The sequence below is a fragment of the Orbaceae bacterium lpD02 genome (genome assembly GCA_036251875.1).
Lineage (GTDB): Bacteria > Pseudomonadota > Gammaproteobacteria > Enterobacterales > Orbaceae > Orbus > Orbus sturtevantii.
In genome coordinates this window covers 1,336,651-1,359,197 of the sequence record CP133960.1, presented here as the reverse complement: position 1 = coordinate 1,359,197, position 22,547 = coordinate 1,336,651, and the positions used below count along the sequence as shown (strand labels likewise).

Here is a 22,547-nt window from a genome sequence, read left to right as displayed (position 1 = left end):
GTCGCGTTATTTCGTGATAAAAATTAAAAAAATATTTTAAATGATAATTATTTTCATTTAAAATATAATAGATAACTTTTCCGTACCTGATAATGTCACTGTATGATAGCAAAACGTAATAATAGCAAAAAAAATAATCTTAACTCTTACATCTCCGTTTCTATTTTGATACATTTAGCTATTGTTGGTGTCTTGTTATGGGGGGCTTTCTTTTCAGCTCGTACCGTGTCAATGGCCGGCAATGATTCTATAAAAGCTATTATGATTGATTTATCGGTAACAGCAGCACCGGAGCCGTCTTTAGTTGAAAACACGCCTAAATCTGAAAATGCTGATGATAATACTAAAGATGAATTGGTTAAGATTAATCCTAAAGCTAATAAACAAGCTGATATCGAGCCCGATCTTATTATAGAAAAGGCTAAACTTGATAAACTGCCAAAATCAGCTGATCCCAAGTTAATTATTAAGGATAAGTCGACTAAAAATGAAGATCATAATCAGCCACAGCAACGAAAAACATCGAAACAAAAAATAAGACAAGAAGTTATAGCTGATAAGCTTGCAGATAATGCTGTTGCTCCCACAATATCAAATAATACACAATACTCAGCAACGCCAGCAGCGATTAATCGTAATCATCCAGAATACCCTCGCCGAGCATTAGATTTACGAATAGAAGGCTATGTTGTAGCTATTTATGATATTGATGCTAATGGACGGGTAGAAAATATTCGTATTGCAGAGGCTAAACCTAATAATATTTTTAATAAAGCCGTGATTCAAGCTATGAAACAATGGAAATATCAACCAATTCAGGCTAAAGATTTAACCATTAAGATTGTTTTTAATCGTAATAAATCAGTTGATTTTGATAATGTTTAATACGATGACTTTGCCATTAACGTTTCTATTTCGTGTGTGAGCTTCGGTACATCACTAGTTAATACTTCGTTGCCATTTTGAGTAATAAGAATATTATCTTCAATACGAATACCTATACCGCGGTATTGTTTTGCTACATCAGCATCTTTGTTAATGTATAAACCGGGTTCAACAGTAATAACCATTCCAGCTTCTAACTTACGCTCTCGACCTACCGTTTTATAATCACCCACATCGTGGACATCGATACCTAACCAATGACCAAGCCCATGCATATAAAACTGAGTATAAGCTTTTTGTTCAATTAACTCATCAATATTACCTCGCATAATATTGAGTGCAATTAAGCCTTCAACCATAATTCGAATGACTTTGTCATTAATCTCTTTGATTGATACTCCCGGCCTAAAAAGTTCAATTGCTTTTAACTGTGCACGAAGAACGATATCGTAAATTTCTTTTTGTTGTTTGTTAAATTTACCATTAATAGGAAATGTACGAGTAATATCTCCCGCATAAGATTGAAATTCACAGCCAGCATCAATTAACACTAAGTCGCCATTTTTTAAACGTTCACTATTATTCTCATAATGAAGAATACAGCCATTATTACCGCTACCAACAATTGTATTGTAAGAAGGGCTTCTTGCGCCGTGTTTAATGAATTCATGCAAGATTTCAGCTTCAAGTTGATACTCATACATGTCAGGTTTACATTGTTGCATTGCTCTGATATGGGCAAGGGCTGTAATTCTCCCCGCCTGACGCATTATTGCTATTTCATTAGACGACTTAAATAAGCGCATATTATGCAACATTGACCGCCAATCTATAATAGATTCTGGCGCATGCAAGTTTTTTCTTATTCCCTGCCTTAGTGTAGTCATTAGATTGTCGATAATATTATCTGCATATTGGTATAATTGACTGGCGTGATATAGTGCACATTTACCGTTAATAATTTCAGGCAGAAGATCCATGATTTTATCAAAAGGATAGGCTTGATCTACGCTGACTGTTTTTAGTGCCGCCTCTTGGCCTAAGCGATAACCGGTCCAGGTTTCGATAAGGGGATCTTTTGTTCTATTAAATAAAATAGTTTGATACTGCTCTGCCGATTCTTTTACCAGCAATAGCGCTGCTTCAGGTTCATTGAAAGCGGTAAGATACCAAAAATCACTATTTTGTCGATACGGATAATGGGTGTCATTGCTTCTAATCACTTCAGGTGCAGCAAAAAAGACTGCCACACTATTATCAACCATATTATTAAACATTTTTTTACGGCGCGTAATGATATCTCGAGTCATTTGTATACCCATTAGTATTGTTCTTAATGTATTGTTGTCGACTGAACAGGTTCGATAAACTCGTCATGGCACAAAATAACAGTCATTCGAACATATTCTAAAATTTCTTCAAATGCAAACGCGAGCTCTTCTTGATCATCATCTTCATCGTAACCAAGTTGGGTAATTTGTCTTAGATCATAAATAGCCTCGCCAACATTGCCCTTAACTTTCGCCAGCTGGGGTTGGGCTAATCCCAAACCAAGTAGAAAATGGTTAATCCATCCAACCATATCATCGATTTGTTCAAAGAGAGTTTGATCGCTAATGAACAGTTGGAATTCAAAATTGTCATCATCAAGTTGTTGTTTTGTTTGCTCATAAAGTTGAATAATAAGCTGATATAAAGACCTTGCAACGGGTTTACCATCATTCATCATATCCTCAAGTAAAGTTCGCCAGCTATCATCTTGGTTACCGCCAGCTAAAATACCAGAAAGAAAACCATGGAGTTCGGCTGCAGTAATACCGATGGATTGGGATTTTAGTTCTGAATTTAATGAAGTGTATAACGACATAATTGTTGCTCTATAAATTGATATTTGCGCCATATTATATACTTAAACAGTGCGCAGTTGCAGCCTTTTAGTAACTAACAATATTTACCGATTAACAATAAAGGACTAAATGCATGTTAAAAAATAACCTATGTACTCAGATCATTTAATATGTCTAATGCCTCTGAGAGTTTTTTTACTGCATAGATTTGCATATTAGTCGGTTTCTTTTTAGGGACATTGGCCGCGGGAACAATAGCACGTTTGAACCCATGCTTGGCGGCTTCGGATATTCTTTCTTGGCCACTTGGAACTGGGCGTATTTCCCCACCTAAGCCAATTTCGCCAAAAATAACCAAGTCTTGAGGTATAGGTCTATTACGAAAGCTTGAAACTAGTGCAGAGATAAGTGCCAAATCTACACTTGTTTCTGTCACTTTTACGCCACCAACGACATTAACAAATACATCTTGATCCGCCATTTGCAATCCACCGTGGCGATGAAGTACGGCTAATAAGAGTGCCAACCTATTTTGCTCAAGTCCAACGGTTACTCGTCTTGGATTGCCATACATTGAATGATCGACTAAAGCTTGGATTTCGACGAGTAATGGTCTTGTTCCTTCCCAAAGTACTACAACAGAACTACCCGGTAGCATTTCCTCCCCTCGACTTAAAAAAATTGCCGAAGGATTACTGACCTCTTTAAGCCCTTGCTCGGTCATAGCAAATACGCCTAGTTCATTAACCGCGCCAAACCTGTTTTTATGACTACGAAGCGTTCTAAATCTTGAATCCGAGTCGCCATCGAGTAAGATAGAGCAATCAATACAGTGCTCAAGTACTTTTGGTCCTGCAAGTGAGCCATCTTTTGTCACATGTCCTACCATGATAATTGCAATGCCTTTTGTTTTTGCAAATCGGGTTAAATACGCGGCTGTTTCTCTAACTTGAGCAACACTGCCTGGAGAAGAACTAATATCAGCCATATGCATAACTTGAATTGAGTCTATGACCATTAACTTTGGTTGTTCTTTATCTGCTAATAAGCAGATTTGCTCAATACTGGTTTCAGACAGCATGTTTATTTGATCTGTTGGTAATCCTAACCTATGTGCGCGCATTGCGACTTGCTGTAAAGATTCTTCGCCGGTAACATAAAGTGTTTTCATTTGTGTAGATAAGCGACACATCGTCTGTAGCAATAAAGTACTTTTACCTGCACCAGGACTTCCGCCGATTAAAATCGCGCTACCTGGAACCACTCCGCCACCAAGGACGCGATCGAATTCTGAAAAACTGGTAGAAAATCGCGGCAGCTCTTCAAGGCTAATCTCAGCTAATTTCTGTATTTTTGATAACCCTACATCACCAGCATAACCCGTAAAACGGTCACTGCGATTGTTCGTTGAGGCTAGTCTGACTTCAGTAATCGTATTCCAAGCATGGCATTCACTACATTGACCTTGCCAGCGAGGATAGTCTGCACCACATTCATTACAAACATAAGCGCGTTTAGGTGTTTTTGCCAACGAATAATCTCCCGTTACTTTTAATTATGACTCTAGCCTTCGCTATCTAAACTTGCTGATAATATACAGATAAGTCCTGTCAAATCAGCATGATTAATATTAATTTTTGCCTTTTGTATCACTTTCGGCTTACCATGGTAGGCAACGCCTAGTCCAGCAATACGGATCATCATTAAATCATTCGCACCATCGCCAATTGCAACAGTTTGTTCTATGGGAATATTAAATTGATTCGCTAAATTTTGTAGGGTACGAGCTTTAAATTTAGCGTCGACAATTTGTCCTTTTATTCTGCCAGATAACTTACCTGTGCGATTGATATCTAACTCGTTGGCATAAACCGCATCTAGCTTAAACTTATCCTTAATGTGGTTAGCAAAATAGGTGAATCCGCCCGAAACGATAGCTATTTTCCAATTTTTTTTGCGCAATTCTTTAATTAAGAAAGATAAACCAGGCATAAGGGGTAATTGGTTTTTGATAGTTTCAAGTATTGAAACATCAGCATTTTTCAGTGTAGCAACGCGTTTACGAAGGCTAGTTGTAAAATCGATCTCACCTTTCATAGCTTGTTCTGTAATTTTTGAGACTAATTTTCCTGAACCATGGAGTTTAGCAATCTCATCAATACATTCAATGGAAATGGCAGTTGAGTCCATATCCATCACTAATAATCCTTCAGATTTTAGCGTTGCAAGGTTATCGATAATAGAAACATCGATGCCTAAATCATCCGCTATTTGCTGTACTTTTTTGGGCATCACGCCAGCAATTCGGATCACTTGATAGGTTTTTATTTTCCATGAGGAAACAATAACAATGGGAATTGCTAATCGATTTTGGAACTTGGACAGTAATGTTTTATTCAGTTTTTTACCATAAATAATCCAACCAGTTTTACCTGCGTTGTAATCTAATGGCACAACTTCGCAGCCATTCAATGAAAGGGGGAGTCCTTGCCAACTGTCGATATTTTCAGAGAGGTCGTTAAATATTAGTGTGTTGCCCATAGTTAGCTTTCGTTATTGATTAGGTTATTAATAGAGATGAAATTATCATAACATAAGCAATAAATAGACGTCATGAAAAAAATTGAAATAGCTTAATTCAACTATTTCAATTTTATAAGTGTTAATTGGAATTACTTAGCCATTTGCGTGCAGCATATCCAACAGCCAGAATAATAAACCAAAGAGGCGTCGCGATTAGTGCTTGCCGAGTATCTGTTTCTAGCGTGAGCAATACAATAACAAAAATAAAAAAGGCTAGGCAGACAAGACTCATCGCAATACCACCAGGCATTTTAAACAGTGAATACTGATGTAAATGGTGACGTTTTTTGCGATAGGCAATATACGAAAGTAAAATCATTGACCAAATAAACATAAATAAAATTGCTGAAATGGTTGTTACAATAGTAAATGCTTTTATAACATCAGGAACCAGATAAATTAGCACAACTCCACCAAGCAAGCAGATGCAGGAGAACATCAGACCATTTGCTGGCACCGATCTACTGGAAAGTCTACCGAACATCAGTGGTGCATCATGTTTTTTGGCAAGTCCAAATAACATCCTACTCGTTGAGTAAATTCCACTATTAGCAGAAGATGCTGCGGATGTTAACACGACAAAATTAATCAAGCTGGCGGCAGCGGGTAAACCAATTAAGGTAAATAGCTCCACAAATGGACTTTTATTTGGCGAGATGAAAATCCATGGTGTAACGCTCATAATGATAATTAATGCAAATACATAAAAAAAGATAATACGCAGCGGAACCGAGTTAATGGCTCTTGGCAGATTCTTGGTTGGATCTTTTGTCTCTGCAGCGGTAGTCCCAACGAGCTCGATACCAACAAAAGCAAAAATGGCAATTTGAAAGCCGGCAAAAAAACCCATAACGCCTTTAGGAAACATTCCTCCATATTGCCACAGATTACTAATTGACGAAGAGGTGTCGGTCTGCTGGGAGTGGTAGGCAGTCACAATAAGAATAATACCAATAATAATCAATGCCAAAATTGCAATAATTTTAATCATAGAAAACCAAAATTCGGTTTCACCAAACATCTTTACTGTTAATAAATTTAACGATAATAACGCTAAAATACAAATAATCATCGGGATCCACGCTTGTAATGTTGGGAACCAATGTTGAGTATAGCCAGCAATGGCAACCACATCAGCAATACCGGTAATGACCCAACAAAACCAATACGTCCAGCCCGTAAAAAAACCAGCCCAAGGACCAAGTAAATCGGCAGCAAAGTCGCTGAATGATTTATAACTAAGATTAGATAATAAAATTTCGCCCATCGCGCGCATCACAAAGAAAAGAATAAAACCAATAATCATATAAACGAAAATAATTGAAGGGCCCGCTAGGCTAATTGTTTTACCCGAGCCCATGAATAATCCAGTACCAATCGCGCCACTAATCGCAATGAGTTGAATATGTCGATTAGATAAATTACGTTTAAGTTTATTTTCTTGTGAAGACCCAGTATGATTAACTGAATTCATGGTATCTTTGTTCCTTGAGTAATTTTATTAATAGCTCAATGATATTAATTGCTCTATATAGTGATATCAATATTTTTATGTAGAATAATGATTAGATTTTTTTATGATGTAAAAATCATTATAGTAATGACCTTATAATCAGTGCTCTTCTACTTTTTGTACCAATTTTATGAGTATCGAAAAATGACAAATAAATATCTTACCAAATTCACCTCAACTTATTTTAGCTTTTTAATCTTAACTATAGTAACAATGGTGAGTGGTTGCAGCCATTATCCAATAGAGCAAGGACAACAATATTTAGATGGACCGCTACCTGCTAATTTTAATTTATCTCAGCCTCATCTTGGTATACCGGTTAATGTCGATGATTATTTGGAGCAAGTTAGTATTATTAAACAAACTTCGCCATCATTGTATAAAAAAAATAAGGCGATTTATCAAGCGATCGAACAGTGGATAAAATCTGGTTTTACGACTAATGAGTTGAATCAAGTTGGTTTAAGCAGCTATCAACTTTTAGGTAAGGATGATATGGGCAATGTTCATCTGACTGGTTATTATACTCCAGTGATTAAAGCGAGACGTAAACCCGATGCACGATTTCGTTACCCTCTCTATGCGAGTCCCCTTAATTGGCAAGGAACGTTACCGACTAGAGAAGAAATTTATAGTGGCGTATTTGATGGGAGAAATCTAGAACTTGCTTATACACAATCATTAATAGATAACTTTATTATGGAAGTTCAAGGTAGCGGTTACATCGATTTTGAAAATAACCAATCACTCGTTTTTTTTGGTTATAGCGGCAAAAATGGTCATCCTTATAAAAGTATTGGTAGGTTGCTTGTTGAGCAGGGCGAAATTGGGCGCGATAAAATGTCTATACAAGCGATTAAAGCTTGGGCTGATAAGCAAAATGAACAAACCGTAGCTAATTTATTAAAACAAAATGCATCGGTTGTTTTTTTTCAGCCTCAAGATCGTGGTTCTGTTGTTGGCTCAACTGGAATCCCGCTAATTGCTAAAGCCTCTGTCGCATCTGACCAATCGATTATTCCAGCCGGTTCGGTGATGTTGGTCGACGTCCCATTACTTAACCATAAAGGAATATATAATGGGCAACGAGAATTACGCTTAATGGTTGCATTAGATGTTGGCGGAGCGATAAAAGGACAACATTTGGATATTTATCAAGGAATAGGCGAGCAAGCGGGTCATCAAGCAGGTTATTATAATCATTATGGTCGAGTTTGGTTAGTCAAACCGCCTGCCAATAGCCACTTAACGAGTCCATATAACTAATTAAATAATATCAATCTTTTTGTATAAAATAATAAATTTGACTAAGTATTTATAGTTGCTTAAGTTTATATAATGAGTTTAAATATTGTTATCGATATGCTAAACAAGGTATGAGGAGTTAGAGATATGGCTACAAAGAAAAAGGTAGCTCAGATATTAATTGACGTCTTATCTGAAGCGGGAGTTAAGCACTGTTATGGAGTGGTTGGTGACACATTAAATCATGTGACAGAAGCGATTTATCATAGCAACATTGAGTGGGTACACGTAAGGCATGAAGAAGTTGGCGCATTTGCTGCTGGTGCTGAAGCGTTTGTCACTGATCGATTAACGGCTTGCGCGGGATCTTGCGGGCCGGGAAGTCTACATTTTATCAATGGTATTTATGAAGCACAGCGCAATGGTGCTCCAGTTATTCTCATCGCCAGTCAGCTACCTACAGATACTTTAGGTTCTGATTTTCCTCAAGAAGTTGATTTTACAAATATCTATAAAAACTGTTCAGTATTTTGTCAGCAAGTTGTCAACGCTCATAGCGCTCGGCGGATATTTACCGCAGCAGTACAAGCTGCTATTAATCAGCGGGGTGTCGCGGTAATTATTTTACCTGTTGATATCAGTAAAACCGAGGTTGAGGATGTTGTTGGTTATTTACCTCAGCAATCGCGACCACATTTGTCGCCTGATATTACTGAACTAAAAAAAGCGGTGGAATTGCTAGAAAAGGGGAAAAATATCGGCATTTATGCAGGGATCGGCTGCCGATACGCTCATGATGAAGTCGTTAAACTTGCAGAACTACTCAATGCACCGATTGCCCACACTTCGAGGGCGAAAGATTTTATTGAGCATGATAATCCGTATAATGTTGGCATGACAGGCATGTTTGGTACCAAAGGCGGTTTTGAAATGATCAAGTCATGCGATACATTACTCATTTTAGGATGTGGCTTCGCTTGGTCGCAATTTTATCCGGATAATGCAACCATTATTCAAGTTGATCATGATGCAACCCGTATTGGTTTACGCCATCCTGTTGATTGTGGCGTGGTTGCCGATGTCAAAGCAACATTGCAAGCATTAATGCCATTATTAACGTCAAGGCATGATCATACTTTTTTAGATAAATATGTAGCGCTGTATCAAAAAGCGGTTGCTAAGCTAGATAAAAAAATTGTCGCCTCAAATGAGGGACTGATTCATCCTCAATATTTAGTCGATTTATTAGATCGTTATGCGAGTGATGATGCTATTTTTACCGCTGATGTGGGCTCTTCAATGGTGTGGTTATCAAGACACATTCATGTTAATGGCAAGCGTAGAACCATGACTAGCTTAAAACACGGTACGATGGCAAATGCAATGCCTCAAGCCTTGGGATTACAAAAGGCATATCCACAAAAACAAGTTATTTCGATATCGGGTGATGGTGGACTAGCAATGTTACTTGGCGATTTATTGACGGCAATTCAGGAAAAGCTGCCAATTAAAGTTGTTGTGTTAAATAATCACTCTCTTAATTTTGTTGAATTAGAGCAAAAAGGAGAAGGTTTAGTTGAGCGCTATACTGATCTTAACAACCCAAATTTAGCTAAATTAGCTGAAAGTATAGGATTTTATGGGCAGCAAGTGACTAATGCTCAAGAGCTAGAACACGCTGTTAAGCAATTATTGGCTCATGATGGTCCTGCGCTTTTGGATGTACACACCAGCGCCAATGAACTTATTATGCCACCAGTGACGACCATGAGCGAAGTTAAAGGAATGGCGCTATACAGTGCCAAAGCAACATTAGAGGGCAAAGGGAATGATTTTATTAATTTAATAAAAGATAATTTTATTAAAAAATAATTGATATAAAGATAACCACTACTGATAGACCGTAGTGGTTATTTGTTACCATTTTATTTTACTCAACTTATTGCCACTTACTCATCTTGTTTTTTAACTTCAATAAATAGTTTGAAAGCTAATAGTACCAAGATACCCGCTCCAGCAATCAAGCCTACCCAAATTATCCAATCGGCGAAAATTGATGATTTAGTCTCCTTGTCGACTATTAGCACATCTTTACCTGCTAACTTAACAGGATTGCCAATAAATGCGAGTGGTAATGATTGTTCGGAATCACGTGCTGATAATAGCGCTGAACTTGGTAATGCTGCAGTTTTAGGCTGTGCCGCTCCCCATGCTAGAATAAAAGGGGCATTATTGGCACTATTAAATATTAAATCGACTTTGTTTCGATAAGCAATTAGTTTGGGAGCCTCATCAAAGACACTATTGATCGCGACAAATTTTAGCGCAGCGATTAAACGACCGTTTAATTTAATTCGTGCCGGCTCTTCGTAGTTGTCCGTTTTGCGAATAATACGATCTTCTAACTTAGTCCAGTCTTGATCATTTAGATTTGCTTTGTAGTAAATGCTGACCGGTAATACGCTACCTGCATGGTATAATTCAATACTGAACTCTTTAATTGGCATAATGTTAGGTAAGGTATAGATCGCAGTTTGGTTATCGAATTGCGCTAATGGAACATCGATCGGATAAAGCGCATTATTGGTTATCGCACTATTTGATGATGCTGTCACGTGGGCTAATGCTGGTATCGGGTTTTGTGAAGATAATGTGATTAGCCAATTTTTATAAGATGAGTATGGTCGAAAACTAATATCGATTAAGGACAAAACTTGATTTTCATTATTTGTTAGTGTCATTATTGGTACATTACTCGCGACGTTATTCCAGTTGCGAAAATCTGAACTATAAAATACGTCGGCAGTTGCTTGCCAATTTTCAGCTTGTGGCACAAAAGATAAATTAAAATTACTAATGGATTGGTTTATTTTACTGTTAGTAGGAACTTGCAGTAGATAAGTCGCCGTATATTTATCCGTTGAATTATGCAATTGATCAATATTAACATTTATGTCTTGTCCATGAATCGAAATTGCATAGTTATGATGACTATCATTCGTTTCCGCAATAAGATTATCCTTATTTATCGGGTAAATGGTCATATCAAACTGCTGTTTATTTTCTGCTTTATCATAAACATTAATTAAGGTAAAAGGTACCGTTTGACCATTACGATTAAAGACCCTAATATCGTCCAACATTGGTGATGTAGTCTGGGTATAAACTTGTTTATCGAGTTCTACACGACTGAACATACTTTCTAAATTACTCAATCTTAATTCTGCACCAAAAGCATAATTGTCAGTAGATTCTTGGTTTGCCCATGTGTTTAAACTTAACACTAGCGATACACATGCTACTGCACAACGAATCATTTTCATATTATCCTCCCCATAATTTTTATGCCTTATATGCTTGTATGATGCTGCTAATATTATTATATTTAACTATTATCATTTATCTTTCAGCTCCTTTTGATCAGCTAAAATTATTTTAGGCGGGAGAGGAGCTAAATAACCGATTACTAACATCAATAGTGCTACGCCGATAAAAACAAATGCGCGTAATAAACCGGCGAGTTCAACGCTATCAACCAATACTAGCTTAAATACAACGATAGCTTGTAATATTGCCCCGATCAACCAAACATTACGCAGTAAATAACGATGCGCAATGGCGATTAAAATAACGGCTATTAGTGTCCATATCAATGATAATACGACTTGTACAATATTATTATGCCATAATGTATACCATGACCATGGAATATCTAGCCACTCGCTTAGTGATCGTAAAATAACACTATTACTCCATAAAAATACCAATGCACTTATTAATAACAATCTTAGCAGCGAGGGTTGTATTTGTCTTATATTGTGTTGTTTTGATACCTGTAATGATTGAATGAACAGGTTGAACCAAAGTGATAGCATCATTAATGCAAATACGGCCGCTTCTTCTAATGGATTGATCAATGGAACGTATGGCCAATAAATAATTTGTCCACTACTACCTAATCCCGTTATGAGTTGAACGAATAAGTATACTCCGAGTGGCAGTAGTCCAATTTTCCAATATTGCGTTCGATAGTGTTGAATCGGGAAGTGGTTGTATTTATCTAACAGGAAGAATACTAAAATAATAAAACCAGCAATAAGGGTGAGTACGGACCATTTTATAACCTCAAAGCCCCATGGTAAAAAGGAGAGTATCCAGTTAAGCTGGTAGTATAACCATGTTAAAATTATCCATAACAAGCTAATATGTAACATTAATGACAACTGTTTATTACTGTTATCGCTTAGATTCTTTCTATCTAAATAAAGATAAGTATAACTACTAGCGAAGGCGATAAGCCAGCTTATTTGCCATAAACCAATAGTGTAAATATGGCTATCAAATACGATATCATTAATCAATATAATGAGTAATATTGGCCATAAAGCAATCACGGCATAACAAAGGCGCGGCCAAATAATTTTTCGACCAATAACAAACCATAGCCAAACTGCCACAACATAACAAAGCATAATAGATGGCGTAATAACATCTGATGATTCGAATAGGCGATTAATGCTACCTATAATCCACACTGACCATGCAATTATCGCAATACCAATAAACAGTCGCTTTAAGGGCTCAGCATATGAGTATGCCACTCGATAATGGTGCCACAAGCATGCATTAAATAAGATAACTATGCTCAATGTAGCATATAGGGTAATAAATCCAGCATCTTCCATATGATTGCAAATTGTCGCTACCATAATGCTAAATAGACTGAGTAGAATGATAATGACACCTGCCCAGCTAAAGCGATATTGTTTTTGACTGAGTGCAGCACAAGTTATTGCGGTTCCCTCAAACAACCAAACCACGGTTGTCCAGTTAGCGGTCAAAGCAAGCGGCACGGCTAAAGTGCTAAAGGCAAGGCCAATAGCAAGTCCATACCATATTAATTGTTTTGCTTTTACGTGCCAAATACGCAAGGCAATAAATGAACCTGTTAAGTAGAATAATCCAAACGCTAAGGCCGAGAATCCGGGAGCATATTGCCAATTTTTTACAATTAAATATTGCATACTAAATGCAATAAGCGGTACAGAAAACAGCAATATTAAATCAAATAGATTCTGATAAGGTTCTTTTTTATCATTACGCACTGAGAGTAATACAGTTAATATGCCATAAATTAATAAATTAGCTAAAATAAAAAGCTGACATTCTATATAGAATTCTGGCTTAAAATTGCCATACCCCCAGAGTATAGCGACGACAAATGTAAATAAAAAACCGACTAGATTAAGGATCCGCCATGATTGCCAAAAACTGATAATCAATATAGCAATAGAGATCAGTAAATAGTAACTAAATAATGCAACATGATTACCACTACCTGTTGATAATAAAATCGGAGCTAAATAACCACCAATGCAGGCAATTATTGCTAAACTAATTGCGCGTTGAAGGATTGCGAACATAATGCTCGTCGCACACACCACTATTAACAAGGCAAATGTTAATGGTAATGGCACCAGCGTATAGAGTTTAAACCCTGCAAATAAGGTAAAATATAAGACGCCAATTGCACCGCCTTGTAGTATTAAGGCATAAAGCGCTTTTTTGAGCCTTAGCTTCCAACCGACAGTCAATAATGCTAAACCTAAGATTAATGAACCAAGAATTCGGATCTCTGGCGATAATAGGCTATGGTCAATACTATATTTTAGTAGATAAGACAAACCAAAGAAGAGAATAATCATCGCGACTTTAGCAACAGGGTTGCCTTTTATTAGCCACTTCATGAAACGATAACCAATGCTATCTTTATCCGTGGCTGTTACCGTTTTTTTAAGTTGATTTTGCGCTGTTTGTTCAGTTGTTATTGATTGCGGCTGAACAGTTGAATTAGTTTTATTGTGATTCTCGTCGACTTTTACAACGGACTTCATGTGAGCTACGTTTTGGTTAATTAAACCTTGCGAATTTGGTTGCTGTTGTATTATTGGTGAGGTGTATTCCATCATTCTATTTGGTAATGCCTTTGTGCTACCAACTAATGGTGATTGCTCCTGCTGATCAAGGCGCTTTTTTAATGCTTGAATTTGAAGTTGCAGAATAGTAATGCGATTTTGTAAATTAGACAACAAGACGAATATGACGACGAAAAAAATAACAGCGATAATAAGTATAAGTACTAATTCCATATCTTTACTCTTGTTATCGGTTTTTAATTGGACAGTATGACAGCAAATTAATCATTTTGGAATAGATGGATAGCCTAAGTACGAGAGCATGTTTTGAGCAGGGCTTGTTCTTTATTATGCACAGTCAGGCTATTAATGCTATGTTAAAACTAGGGGAAGAGGAGATTCCCCTATCATAATCATTAACTAATTTTCATACCAGGTTTTGCCCCACTATCAGGCGAAAGCAGGTACAATCCCTCTTTATCTTCTTGACTACTTGCGCAAAGCACCATTCCTTCTGATATCCCAAAACGCATTTTTCGAGGTGCTAAGTTGGCAACCATCACCGTCAGCCTACCAACTAATATACTTGGATCTGAGTAAGCGCTACGGATCCCCGAAAATACATTACGGATCTCACTGCCTAAATCTAATGTTAGTTGTAATAGTTTATCTGATCCATCCACCAGTTTGGCTTCTTTAATCAGGGCCACCCGTAAATCTACTTTAGCAAAATCATCAAAATTAATAGTATCACCAATAGCTTCAGTTGTTCGATTTGCCGCCTCACTTGACGGAGCTAAAAGTGTTTTAGTCTCTTCAATTACTTTTTCAATATTTGTCATTTCAATCCGCGTAAATAGTGCTTTAAATTTATTCACTGTATGGTTAGTTAAAGGGGTAGCCATGCTCTGCCAATCTAATTGAGTGGCGAGGAACGCTTCACAACGCTGAGCAAGGTTTGGAACAACGGGTTTTAAATAGGTCATTAGCACTCTAAATAAGTTGATCCCCATAGAACAGATATCCTGCAGATGTTGATCTTGGCCTTCTTGTTTAGCGACGACCCAAGGTGCAGTTTCATCGATATAACGATTAGCCTCATCTGCTAGCGCCATAATTTCGCGAATGGCTTTGCTGAACTCACGTGATTCAAAGTAGTTGCCAATAATATCTGCTTTTTGAATAAACCGGTCATAGAGTGGCTGATTAGCGACATGGCATGATAATTTGCCATCAAAGCGTTTAGTAATAAAACCTGCACAACGCGATGCTAAATTGACGACTTTATTGACAATATCACTATTGACACGCTGCACAAAATCTTCAAGATTTAAATCAATATCATCGATTGTTGATGATGATTTTGCCGCATAATAGTAACGTAAACAATCTGGCTCAACATGCTTTAAATAGGTACTCGCTTGAATAAATGTCCCTCGAGATTTCGACATTTTCGCACCATCGACAGTAACATAGCCATGAACAAAAATATTTGTTGGTTTACGATACTCACTACCATCAAGCATTGCTGGCCAAAATAGGCTATGGAAGTAGACGATATCTTTACCAATAAAGTGATAGAGTTCGGTTTTTGAATCTTTATGCCAAAAATCATCAAAATTTAAGTTTCCGACTCTGTCGCAGTAATTTTTAAATGAGCCCATATAGCCAATTGGGGCATCAAGCCAAACATAAAAATATTTACCTGGTGCATTGGGAATTTCAAAGCCAAAATAAGGCGCATCACGGCTAATATCCCACGGTTGCAGACCTGCCTCAAACCATTCTTGCATTTTGTTAGCGACTTGTTCTTGAAGTGTCCCCGAACGAATCCATGTTTGTAGCATCGCTTTAAACTCGGGTAGGTCAAAGAAATAATGCTCAGATTCTTTAACAATGGGTGTTGCACCTGACACAACTGATTTAGGATTGATCAAATCAATTGGATTATAGGTCGCACTACACACTTCACAGTTATCACCATATTGATCGGATGCCTTACAAACAGGGCAGGTACCTTTTACAAAGCGATCAGGTAAAAACATCTGTTTTTCAGGATCAAAAAGTTGTGAAATTACTTTCGTCTTAATATAGCCATTTGTTTTTAATCTCGTATAGATAAGTTCCGACAACTCGCGGTTTTCTTTGCTATGAGTCGAATGATAATTATCAAAGCTAATATTAAAGCCAGCAAAATCTTGTTGATGCTCTTTTTTTACACCTGCAATTAACTCCTCTGGTGTTATTCCAAGCTGCTGAGCTTTTAGCATGATTGGTGTACCATGCGCATCATCCGCGCAAATAAAGTAAATTTCTTGACCACGCATTCGCTGATAACGTACCCAAACGTCAGCTTGAATATGTTCAAGCATATGGCCTAAATGAATTGAACCATTAGCGTAAGGAAGGGCACACGTTACTAGAATTCTACGTTTGTCAGTCATTTTATTACCTTTTATTATATTTGATGTCGATCTTAATTAAAGCTGTCGAGATTATTGCTTGCAAGATATTCATGCAAGGGCATTATTATTTAATGATCCGTAAATACTACATCAAACATAGGATTATCGCCAGATTTGTGCCATAATTTATGCTAAATAATTTCGTTACAAAGGTTAAATAATGTCAGTAAACGATTTATCTCAGGTTAAAACCATTTTAGCTGGGTTTACTCACGTCACGTTGCATAAAAATTTAGTTGAGCTCAATGCCGTTAAACAGTGTGAAGTCATTGGGGATATTTTATCGATTAAATTGGTCATGCCTTTTGTTTGGCGAACGGCTTATGAAGAATTAAAACAAGCCGTAAGTGATCAATTACTTATCTTAACGAAGGCAAAAAGTATCGATTGGTCAATCGAATATGATATTGCAACGTTAAAACGGGCCAATGAACAGCACGCGGTTAATAATATTAAAAATATTATTGTAGTAAGTTCAGGAAAAGGCGGAGTTGGCAAATCATCGACCGCGGTTAATCTGGCACTTGCTCTACAGCAAGAAGGCGCAAAAGTAGGCTTGCTTGATGCGGATATTTACGGTCCTTCAATTCCAACGATGCTCGGCACTGAAAACCAGCACCCAATGTCTCCAGATAACCAGCATATGGCACCGATCATGGCTTATGGCCTGGCAACTAATTCAATCGGTTACTTAGTCGAGCAAGATAATGCAATGGTATGGCGTGGGCCGATGGCAAGCAAAGCGCTCTTGCAGATTTTACAAGATACACTTTGGCCAGCATTAGACTACTTGGTGATCGATATGCCGCCAGGAACGGGGGATATCCAATTAACTCTGGCGCAAAGTATTCCAGTTACGGCTAGTATTATTGTTACCACGCCTCAAGATATTGCCCTAATTGATGCCAAAAAAGGGATAGTCATGTTTAACAAAGTCAATATTCCAACGATAGGGATTGTTGAAAATATGAGTTATCACATTTGTGAAAACTGTGGCCATCATGAGGCAATATTTGGTGAAGGTGGGGCGCAGCAATTAGCAGACCAATATCAGACAAAATTATTAGGTCAAATCCCTCTACATAAATCACTAAGGCAGGATCTTGATAGCGGTAAGCCAACGGTGGTTAGCCAAGTAGCTAGTCAATTTAGCGCGATGTATTGTAAATTAGCCGATCGCGTTGCTGCTGAGTTATACTTCCAAGGGCAAGTTATCTTACCCGATATTTCATTTAAGGCATTATAGTTTTGTTATGCTTATATTGTGTAACAAAATTTACCTGTGAGGTCGAGGATTGGACTTAATTTGTGTATGAATTATTGGTCGCCATCACTAAAATCTATAGCACGACGACCAATTCAATTTGAATTGCTGCATTAAATTTTTCAGCACAACTCAATTGATTTTAAGACAATATCTTGGCTCACATCGTCGACGACTTCTACATGGCCTATTTTGGTGGGCAATACCAAACGTAATTTGCCGGATAAGACCTTTTTATCGCGTAACATGTGCGGAATATAGGATTCAGCTGTCATTTGTGGTGGCTTACTAACGGGTAGCTTAGCTTTTATTAATAGCCTTTTGATACGTTCGATATCGCTATCGGTAAAATGACCTAATAATTTAGCCGCCTGCGCCGCCATTAACATCCCCACGCTAACCGCTTCACCATGTAGCCAATTACCATAGCCGAGTTCAGCTTCAATGGCATGACCGTAAGTGTGACCTAAATTTAGAATCGCTCGCATATCTTGCTCTGTCTCATCTGCAGCGACAACTTGAGCTTTAAGCTCACAGCAGCGATAAATACAATAACTCATTGCATTAGGCTCAAGTGCTAATAGTGCTTCTATATTATTTTCTAGCCAGTCAAAAAACTCACAATCAAGAATAATCCCATACTTAATTACCTCGGCAAGGCCAGCTGATAACTCGCGCTGAGGGAGTGTTTTTAGGCAGTTAAGATCAATCACAACGGCTTGAGGTTGATAAAACGCGCCAATCATATTTTTGCCGAGAGGATGATTAATTGCGGTTTTACCTCCCACCGAAGAGTCTACTTGGGAAAGTAACGTTGTTGGAACTTGAATAAATTTAATTCCGCGTTGATAACAGGCGGCAGCAAATCCAGCAACGTCACCAATAACACCACCACCTAAAGCAATTAAGATTGAATTACGAGTATGATTATTTTGTAACAAAGCCGATAAAAGAGTATTCCATGTTTCCATCGTTTTATATTGCTCACCATCAGGCACGATAACGCGATCTGTTTTTACTCCGTTTTTTTCTAACATGCCGATAAGAGACGACAAGTAAAGCGGTGCAACGGTTTCATTTGTGGCAATTAATACACGTTGCTCTGATTGTAAGTTAAATAGATTAAAATTGGTTAGTGTGCGTTCACCAATAGTGATGGGATAACTACGTTCATTAAGTGAAACGGTTAGTGTTTTTAACATGATTTTTCCGCCGTTATTTTTAATATATCTGACTATTGTGCCTGATGATATGTTAAACATAAAAAACTAGCAGCGCAACTTAGAATCATTTAAACTTAAGGCTTATTTTTTATCAGCATAATGAGTTTTATATGTGTTTGTCTCTTGTTTTGGCCCAGCAAAATTTTCGAGTCGGTGATATTGAAGGAAATACGATTCGTATTATTGAATTAATCAATCAACATTTGAGCGAAGATTTAATTATTTTTTCTGAGTTAGCGGTATGTGGCTATCCTCCTGAAGATCTTATTTATCGGCAAGATTTTAAAATTCGTATTGAGCAGGCATTAATGCAAATAAAGCAAGCTAGCCAAAATTGTGGTGTAATTGTGGGGCATCCCACATGGCTTGCCGATAAAATTTATAATTCAGCCTCGCTGTTTTACCAAGGTAAACAGTTGGCACTTTATCATAAACAATCTTTACCAAATCATGATGTATTCGATGAACAACGTTATTTTACTGCCGGTACACAAGATTGTATTGTTGACTTTAAAGGGAAAAAATTGGGGTTATTAATTTGTGAGGATTTATGGCAAAACCAGCCGATAGATAGCTTGAAAAAGCAGCAAGCAGATTTAGTTATTACCCTCAATGCTTCTCCATATGATTATGCAAAGCAGCAGCGTAGACAGGAATTAGTACAAAGCCAGGCTAAACGTCATCAATTACCGATTGTCTATGTTAATCAAGTAGGGGGGCAAGACGAGTTAGTGTTTGATGGAAGCTCATTTATCTTTAATGAACACGGTCAGCTTACATGCCAATTAGGTGCTTTTATCGCGCAAACGTTAGTCGTCAAGGATTATCGCCATGGTGCGGAGTATTCGAATAAAGCACAAGAGAGCCATTTAGCAAGTATCTACCAAGCATTAGTATTAGCGACTCACGATTATGTTACTAAAAATGGTTTCAATGGCGTTATTTTAGGTTTATCTGGCGGTATTGATTCCGCTTTGACTCTTGCTATTGCGGTTGATGCATTAGGTAAAGATAAAGTGCAGGCGGTGATGATGCCGTTTCGCTATACGGCTGATATTAGTATTGCCGATGCGAAGGAAGAGGCTGAGATTTTAGGGGTTGAATTTAATATTACGTCAATCGAACCGATGTTTGATGCTTTTATGGCTCAATTGACGCCAATGTTTAGTCATACTCGTCGTGATACCACAGAAGAAAATTTACAAGCTCGTTGCCGAGGCGTTATGTTAATGGCGTTATCAAATAAACGCCGGCAGTTAGTATTAACCACTGGCAATAAAAGCGAAATGTCGGTTGGCTATGCAACATTATATGGTGATATGGCGGGTGGGTTTGATGTATTAAAAGATGTGCCTAAAACATTAGTATTTGAACTAGCAAAGTATCGCAACACACTCTCTTATGTTATTCCAGAAAGAGTAATAACTAGGCCACCATCAGCGGAGCTTGCACCAGACCAAAAAGATGAGGATAGCCTGCCTCCTTATAATATTTTGGATGAAATTTTAAAAGGCTATATTGAACAAGATTTATCGGTAAATGACTTAATTAAATTAGGTTATGACGAAGCGACAATTCGTCGAGTCATAAAATTGGTTGATACTAATGAATATAAACGCCGCCAATCAGCAGTTGGTCCAAAAATAACGTCGCGTAATTTTGGTAAAGGACGTCGTTATCCGATCACCTCATCATTTGGTTATAAAAACTGGTAATGAAAAGTCTGAAGTAAAAGGAATAAATTATGAAAAAAATTGAAGCAATTGTAAAACCATTCAAATTGGATGATATCCGTGAAGCATTAGCCGAACAGGGTATTAGCGGTATGACCGTAACGGAAGTAAAAGGATTTGGTCGGCAAAAGGGCCATACCGAACTCTATCGCGGTGCCGAGTATATGGTCGATTTTTTACCTAAAGTGAAAATTGAAATCATTGTTGCAGATGATATTGTTGAAATGTGCCTCGATACTATTATAAAAACGGCTCAAACCGGCAAAATTGGCGATGGGAAAATTTTTGTTTATGATGTTGAGCAAGTTATTCGTATTCGTACCGGTGAAACCGATGAAATGGCAATATAGTCTTCTCAATTTACTTAGTTAATCCTCGTTCTAAGCCTTGATTCTTCAAGGCTTTTTGCCAATAGTGCGTTATTCCCTCCTTTATTACCCTATTTAATATAATAATTTGTAGTATGCCAACATTTATTTTTTATCATTATTGAATAGGATAAAAAATATTTAATTCATTGTTTAATATTGGAATATAGATCGCAAAAGGCTATTTCATTTCTAATAAAAAGTTTTTCTTATAAAAAAAATAGGCTAAATTGGTGACCTTATCTATCTAACTAACTTAATTCACTAATTTGGGGATAAAATAAGCATAATGGAAGAGTATAAGAAGAGTATTCTCGACAAGTTATCATTATGTTTTGCTGATAACGAAATGAAGCAAATAACAATTAAGTCATTATTTGGGGGCTCAGGAATTTGCATTAATGATGCCATGTTTGCATGGATATATGATAACAATTTGTATTTGCGCGGGCATATAGATTATTTAGCTATATTTATTAAGTTAAAAATGAAACCTTTAGTTTTTAATACTGGTGCCATTCCAAGATTATTGCAATATTATAAAGTAGACAATAGTTTATGGGCAGACGAAGATCAATTTAAGCAAATTATCCAAATGGTTGTTAAGTCTGCATCTTTAGATAAAGCTTCTTTACGTCAAATGAGAGAGTCAAGAATTAAAGATTTACCTAATATGACTTTATCATTAGAGCGATCCTTATTTCGAGTTGGAATTGTTAATTTAGATTCATTTCGTAAACAGGGATCGTTCAAAAGCTACTTTAAGCTTGCGCAGCATAATAAGCTTTTATCAAAAAATGTACTGTATACGCTTCATTCAGCTTTAATCGGTTCGCATGTTGCGACGTTAACTCCCGAGCAGAGAAGAACACTTAGGAAAGAGTACCATGAGTTTACTCTTTCACAGAAATAACGCTATAGATTGGCAATATTTTTGGCTGTATTTAACCAATAAATGAGCCTTTTTATACATTTCACTAGATATTTGATATAGAGTGCTATACAATGGCGCGTCGATTTCAACCGCTTCATATTCATGTTCCTTGCTTTCATAGGGTTACGGTTGACCCAGACAGAAAGCTGATTAATCCGTAGGGAGCGATAATGCGTCATTACGAAATTGTTTTTATGGTTCATCCAGACCAAAGCGAACAAGTTCCTGGTATGATTGAACGTTATACTGGTACTTTAACTACCTCTGGTGGAACTATCCATCGTTTAGAAGATTGGGGCCGCCGTCAATTGGCTTATCCTATTGAAAAACTGCATAAAGCACACTATGTACTTATGAACGTAGAAGCTAATCAAGAAGCTGTAGATGAGCTAGAAGATAACTTCCGTTTCAACGATGCAGTAATTCGTAGTTTAATTATGCGTACTAAACACGCTGTGACAGAAGTATCTCCAATGCTTAAAGCAAAAGATGATCGTAAAAGTCAAAGAGATGACTTTAGCGATGTTGATATTGAAGATGCTGATTCAGATTCTGAGGAATCAGAAGATTAA

General features: G+C 37.2%; 17 protein-coding genes. 8 read left to right on the top strand and 9 right to left on the bottom strand.

Annotated elements, in window-relative coordinates:
- The first annotated feature begins 102 nt into the window (after positions 1-102).
- Positions 103-885: a TonB family protein gene (locus RHO12_05985; protein WVD67326.1), complete on the top strand. Its 783-nt coding sequence runs from the start codon at positions 103-105 to the stop codon at positions 883-885.
- On the opposite strand, the gene pepP is transcribed toward RHO12_05985, so the two are convergent.
- The 5 genes from pepP to cycA form a co-directional block, all read right to left on the bottom strand.
- Positions 882-2,195, bottom strand: a complete 1,314-nt coding sequence (pepP, locus tag RHO12_05980; GenBank protein WVD67325.1) for a Xaa-Pro aminopeptidase — start codon at positions 2,193-2,195, stop codon at positions 882-884. The two genes, RHO12_05985 and pepP, sit on opposite strands and share 4 nt — an antisense overlap.
- A gap of 23 nt (positions 2,196-2,218) precedes the next feature.
- Positions 2,219-2,752, bottom strand: coding sequence for a YecA family protein (locus RHO12_05975; GenBank protein WVD67324.1), 534 nt, complete (start codon positions 2,750-2,752; stop codon positions 2,219-2,221).
- Positions 2,753-2,880: 128 nt separating this feature from the next.
- Positions 2,881-4,263 (bottom strand): DNA repair protein RadA, encoded by a 1,383-nt coding sequence (gene radA / locus RHO12_05970; GenBank protein ID WVD67323.1) that lies wholly within the window; start codon positions 4,261-4,263, stop codon positions 2,881-2,883.
- Positions 4,264-4,295: 32 nt separating this feature from the next.
- Positions 4,296-5,273 (bottom strand): phosphoserine phosphatase, encoded by a 978-nt coding sequence (serB, locus tag RHO12_05965; GenBank protein ID WVD67322.1) that lies wholly within the window; start codon positions 5,271-5,273, stop codon positions 4,296-4,298.
- 121 nt (positions 5,274-5,394) lie between these two features.
- A complete protein-coding gene (gene cycA, locus RHO12_05960; protein WVD67321.1) occupies positions 5,395-6,789 on the bottom strand; it encodes a D-serine/D-alanine/glycine transporter in 1,395 nt (464 codons plus the stop codon).
- Between the two features lie 183 nt (positions 6,790-6,972).
- On the opposite strand from cycA, the gene mltA reads away from it, so the two are divergent.
- The gene (mltA, locus tag RHO12_05955; protein WVD67320.1) at positions 6,973-8,094 is read left to right on the top strand and encodes a murein transglycosylase A; all 1,122 of its coding nucleotides are present in this window, start codon (positions 6,973-6,975) and stop codon (positions 8,092-8,094) included.
- 126 nt (positions 8,095-8,220) lie between these two features.
- Positions 8,221-9,945 carry a thiamine pyrophosphate-binding protein gene (locus RHO12_05950; GenBank protein ID WVD67319.1) on the top strand — a complete coding sequence of 575 codons (1,725 nt, stop codon included), beginning with the start codon at positions 8,221-8,223 and terminating at the stop codon, positions 9,943-9,945.
- A gap of 77 nt (positions 9,946-10,022) precedes the next feature.
- Here RHO12_05950 and RHO12_05945 read toward each other — a convergent pair whose 3' ends face one another.
- The 3 genes from RHO12_05945 to metG form a co-directional block, all read right to left on the bottom strand.
- Positions 10,023-11,396, bottom strand: coding sequence for a DUF3999 family protein (locus tag RHO12_05945; protein ID WVD67318.1), 1,374 nt, complete (start codon positions 11,394-11,396; stop codon positions 10,023-10,025).
- Between the two features lie 72 nt (positions 11,397-11,468).
- On the bottom strand, positions 11,469-14,222 hold the full coding sequence (locus tag RHO12_05940; protein ID WVD67317.1) for a DUF2339 domain-containing protein: 2,754 nt from the start codon (positions 14,220-14,222) through the stop codon (positions 11,469-11,471).
- Between the two features lie 182 nt (positions 14,223-14,404).
- The gene (metG, locus tag RHO12_05935) at positions 14,405-16,432 is read right to left on the bottom strand and encodes a methionine--tRNA ligase (GenBank protein WVD67316.1); all 2,028 of its coding nucleotides are present in this window, start codon (positions 16,430-16,432) and stop codon (positions 14,405-14,407) included.
- 181 nt (positions 16,433-16,613) lie between these two features.
- On the opposite strand from metG, the gene apbC reads away from it, so the two are divergent.
- Positions 16,614-17,699 (top strand): iron-sulfur cluster carrier protein ApbC, encoded by a 1,086-nt coding sequence (gene apbC / locus RHO12_05930; GenBank protein ID WVD67315.1) that lies wholly within the window; start codon positions 16,614-16,616, stop codon positions 17,697-17,699.
- A gap of 140 nt (positions 17,700-17,839) precedes the next feature.
- On the opposite strand, the gene aroB is transcribed toward apbC, so the two are convergent.
- Positions 17,840-18,919 carry a 3-dehydroquinate synthase gene (gene aroB / locus RHO12_05925; GenBank protein WVD67314.1) on the bottom strand — a complete coding sequence of 360 codons (1,080 nt, stop codon included), beginning with the start codon at positions 18,917-18,919 and terminating at the stop codon, positions 17,840-17,842.
- A gap of 131 nt (positions 18,920-19,050) precedes the next feature.
- Here aroB and RHO12_05920 point away from each other — a divergent pair, with 131 nt between their 5' ends.
- From RHO12_05920 to rpsF, 4 genes are all read left to right on the top strand, one after another.
- Complete coding sequence (locus tag RHO12_05920) at positions 19,051-20,655, top strand: NAD+ synthase (protein WVD67313.1); 1,605 nt, start codon at positions 19,051-19,053, stop codon at positions 20,653-20,655.
- A 29-nt stretch (positions 20,656-20,684) separates the two neighbouring features.
- Positions 20,685-21,023: a nitrogen regulatory protein P-II gene (gene glnB / locus RHO12_05915; protein ID WVD67312.1), complete on the top strand. Its 339-nt coding sequence runs from the start codon at positions 20,685-20,687 to the stop codon at positions 21,021-21,023.
- Between the two features lie 307 nt (positions 21,024-21,330).
- Positions 21,331-21,954, top strand: coding sequence for a TfoX/Sxy family protein (locus tag RHO12_05910; GenBank protein ID WVD67311.1), 624 nt, complete (start codon positions 21,331-21,333; stop codon positions 21,952-21,954).
- Positions 21,955-22,145: 191 nt separating this feature from the next.
- The gene (rpsF, locus tag RHO12_05905; protein WVD67310.1) at positions 22,146-22,547 is read left to right on the top strand and encodes a 30S ribosomal protein S6; all 402 of its coding nucleotides are present in this window, start codon (positions 22,146-22,148) and stop codon (positions 22,545-22,547) included.

Coding starts and splice junctions, on each gene's coding strand:
- RHO12_05950 (WVD67319.1), top strand. CDS start 8,221: ATGGCTACAAAGAAAAAGGTAGCTCAGATATTAATTGACGTCTTATCT.
- pepP (WVD67325.1), bottom strand. CDS start 2,195: ATGACTCGAGATATCATTACGCGCCGTAAAAAAATGTTTAATAATATG.
- cycA (WVD67321.1), bottom strand. CDS start 6,789: ATGAATTCAGTTAATCATACTGGGTCTTCACAAGAAAATAAACTTAAA.
- metG (WVD67316.1), bottom strand. CDS start 16,432: ATGACTGACAAACGTAGAATTCTAGTAACGTGTGCCCTTCCTTACGCT.
- RHO12_05910 (WVD67311.1), top strand. CDS start 21,331: ATGGAAGAGTATAAGAAGAGTATTCTCGACAAGTTATCATTATGTTTT.
- RHO12_05940 (WVD67317.1), bottom strand. CDS start 14,222: ATGGAATTAGTACTTATACTTATTATCGCTGTTATTTTTTTCGTCGTC.
- RHO12_05945 (WVD67318.1), bottom strand. CDS start 11,396: ATGAAAATGATTCGTTGTGCAGTAGCATGTGTATCGCTAGTGTTAAGT.
- RHO12_05985 (WVD67326.1), top strand. CDS start 103: ATGATAGCAAAACGTAATAATAGCAAAAAAAATAATCTTAACTCTTAC.
- serB (WVD67322.1), bottom strand. CDS start 5,273: ATGGGCAACACACTAATATTTAACGACCTCTCTGAAAATATCGACAGT.
- glnB (WVD67312.1), top strand. CDS start 20,685: ATGAAAAAAATTGAAGCAATTGTAAAACCATTCAAATTGGATGATATC.
- RHO12_05920 (WVD67313.1), top strand. CDS start 19,051: ATGTGTTTGTCTCTTGTTTTGGCCCAGCAAAATTTTCGAGTCGGTGAT.
- aroB (WVD67314.1), bottom strand. CDS start 18,919: ATGTTAAAAACACTAACCGTTTCACTTAATGAACGTAGTTATCCCATC.
- apbC (WVD67315.1), top strand. CDS start 16,614: ATGTCAGTAAACGATTTATCTCAGGTTAAAACCATTTTAGCTGGGTTT.
- rpsF (WVD67310.1), top strand. CDS start 22,146: ATGCGTCATTACGAAATTGTTTTTATGGTTCATCCAGACCAAAGCGAA.
- mltA (WVD67320.1), top strand. CDS start 6,973: ATGACAAATAAATATCTTACCAAATTCACCTCAACTTATTTTAGCTTT.
- RHO12_05975 (WVD67324.1), bottom strand. CDS start 2,752: ATGTCGTTATACACTTCATTAAATTCAGAACTAAAATCCCAATCCATC.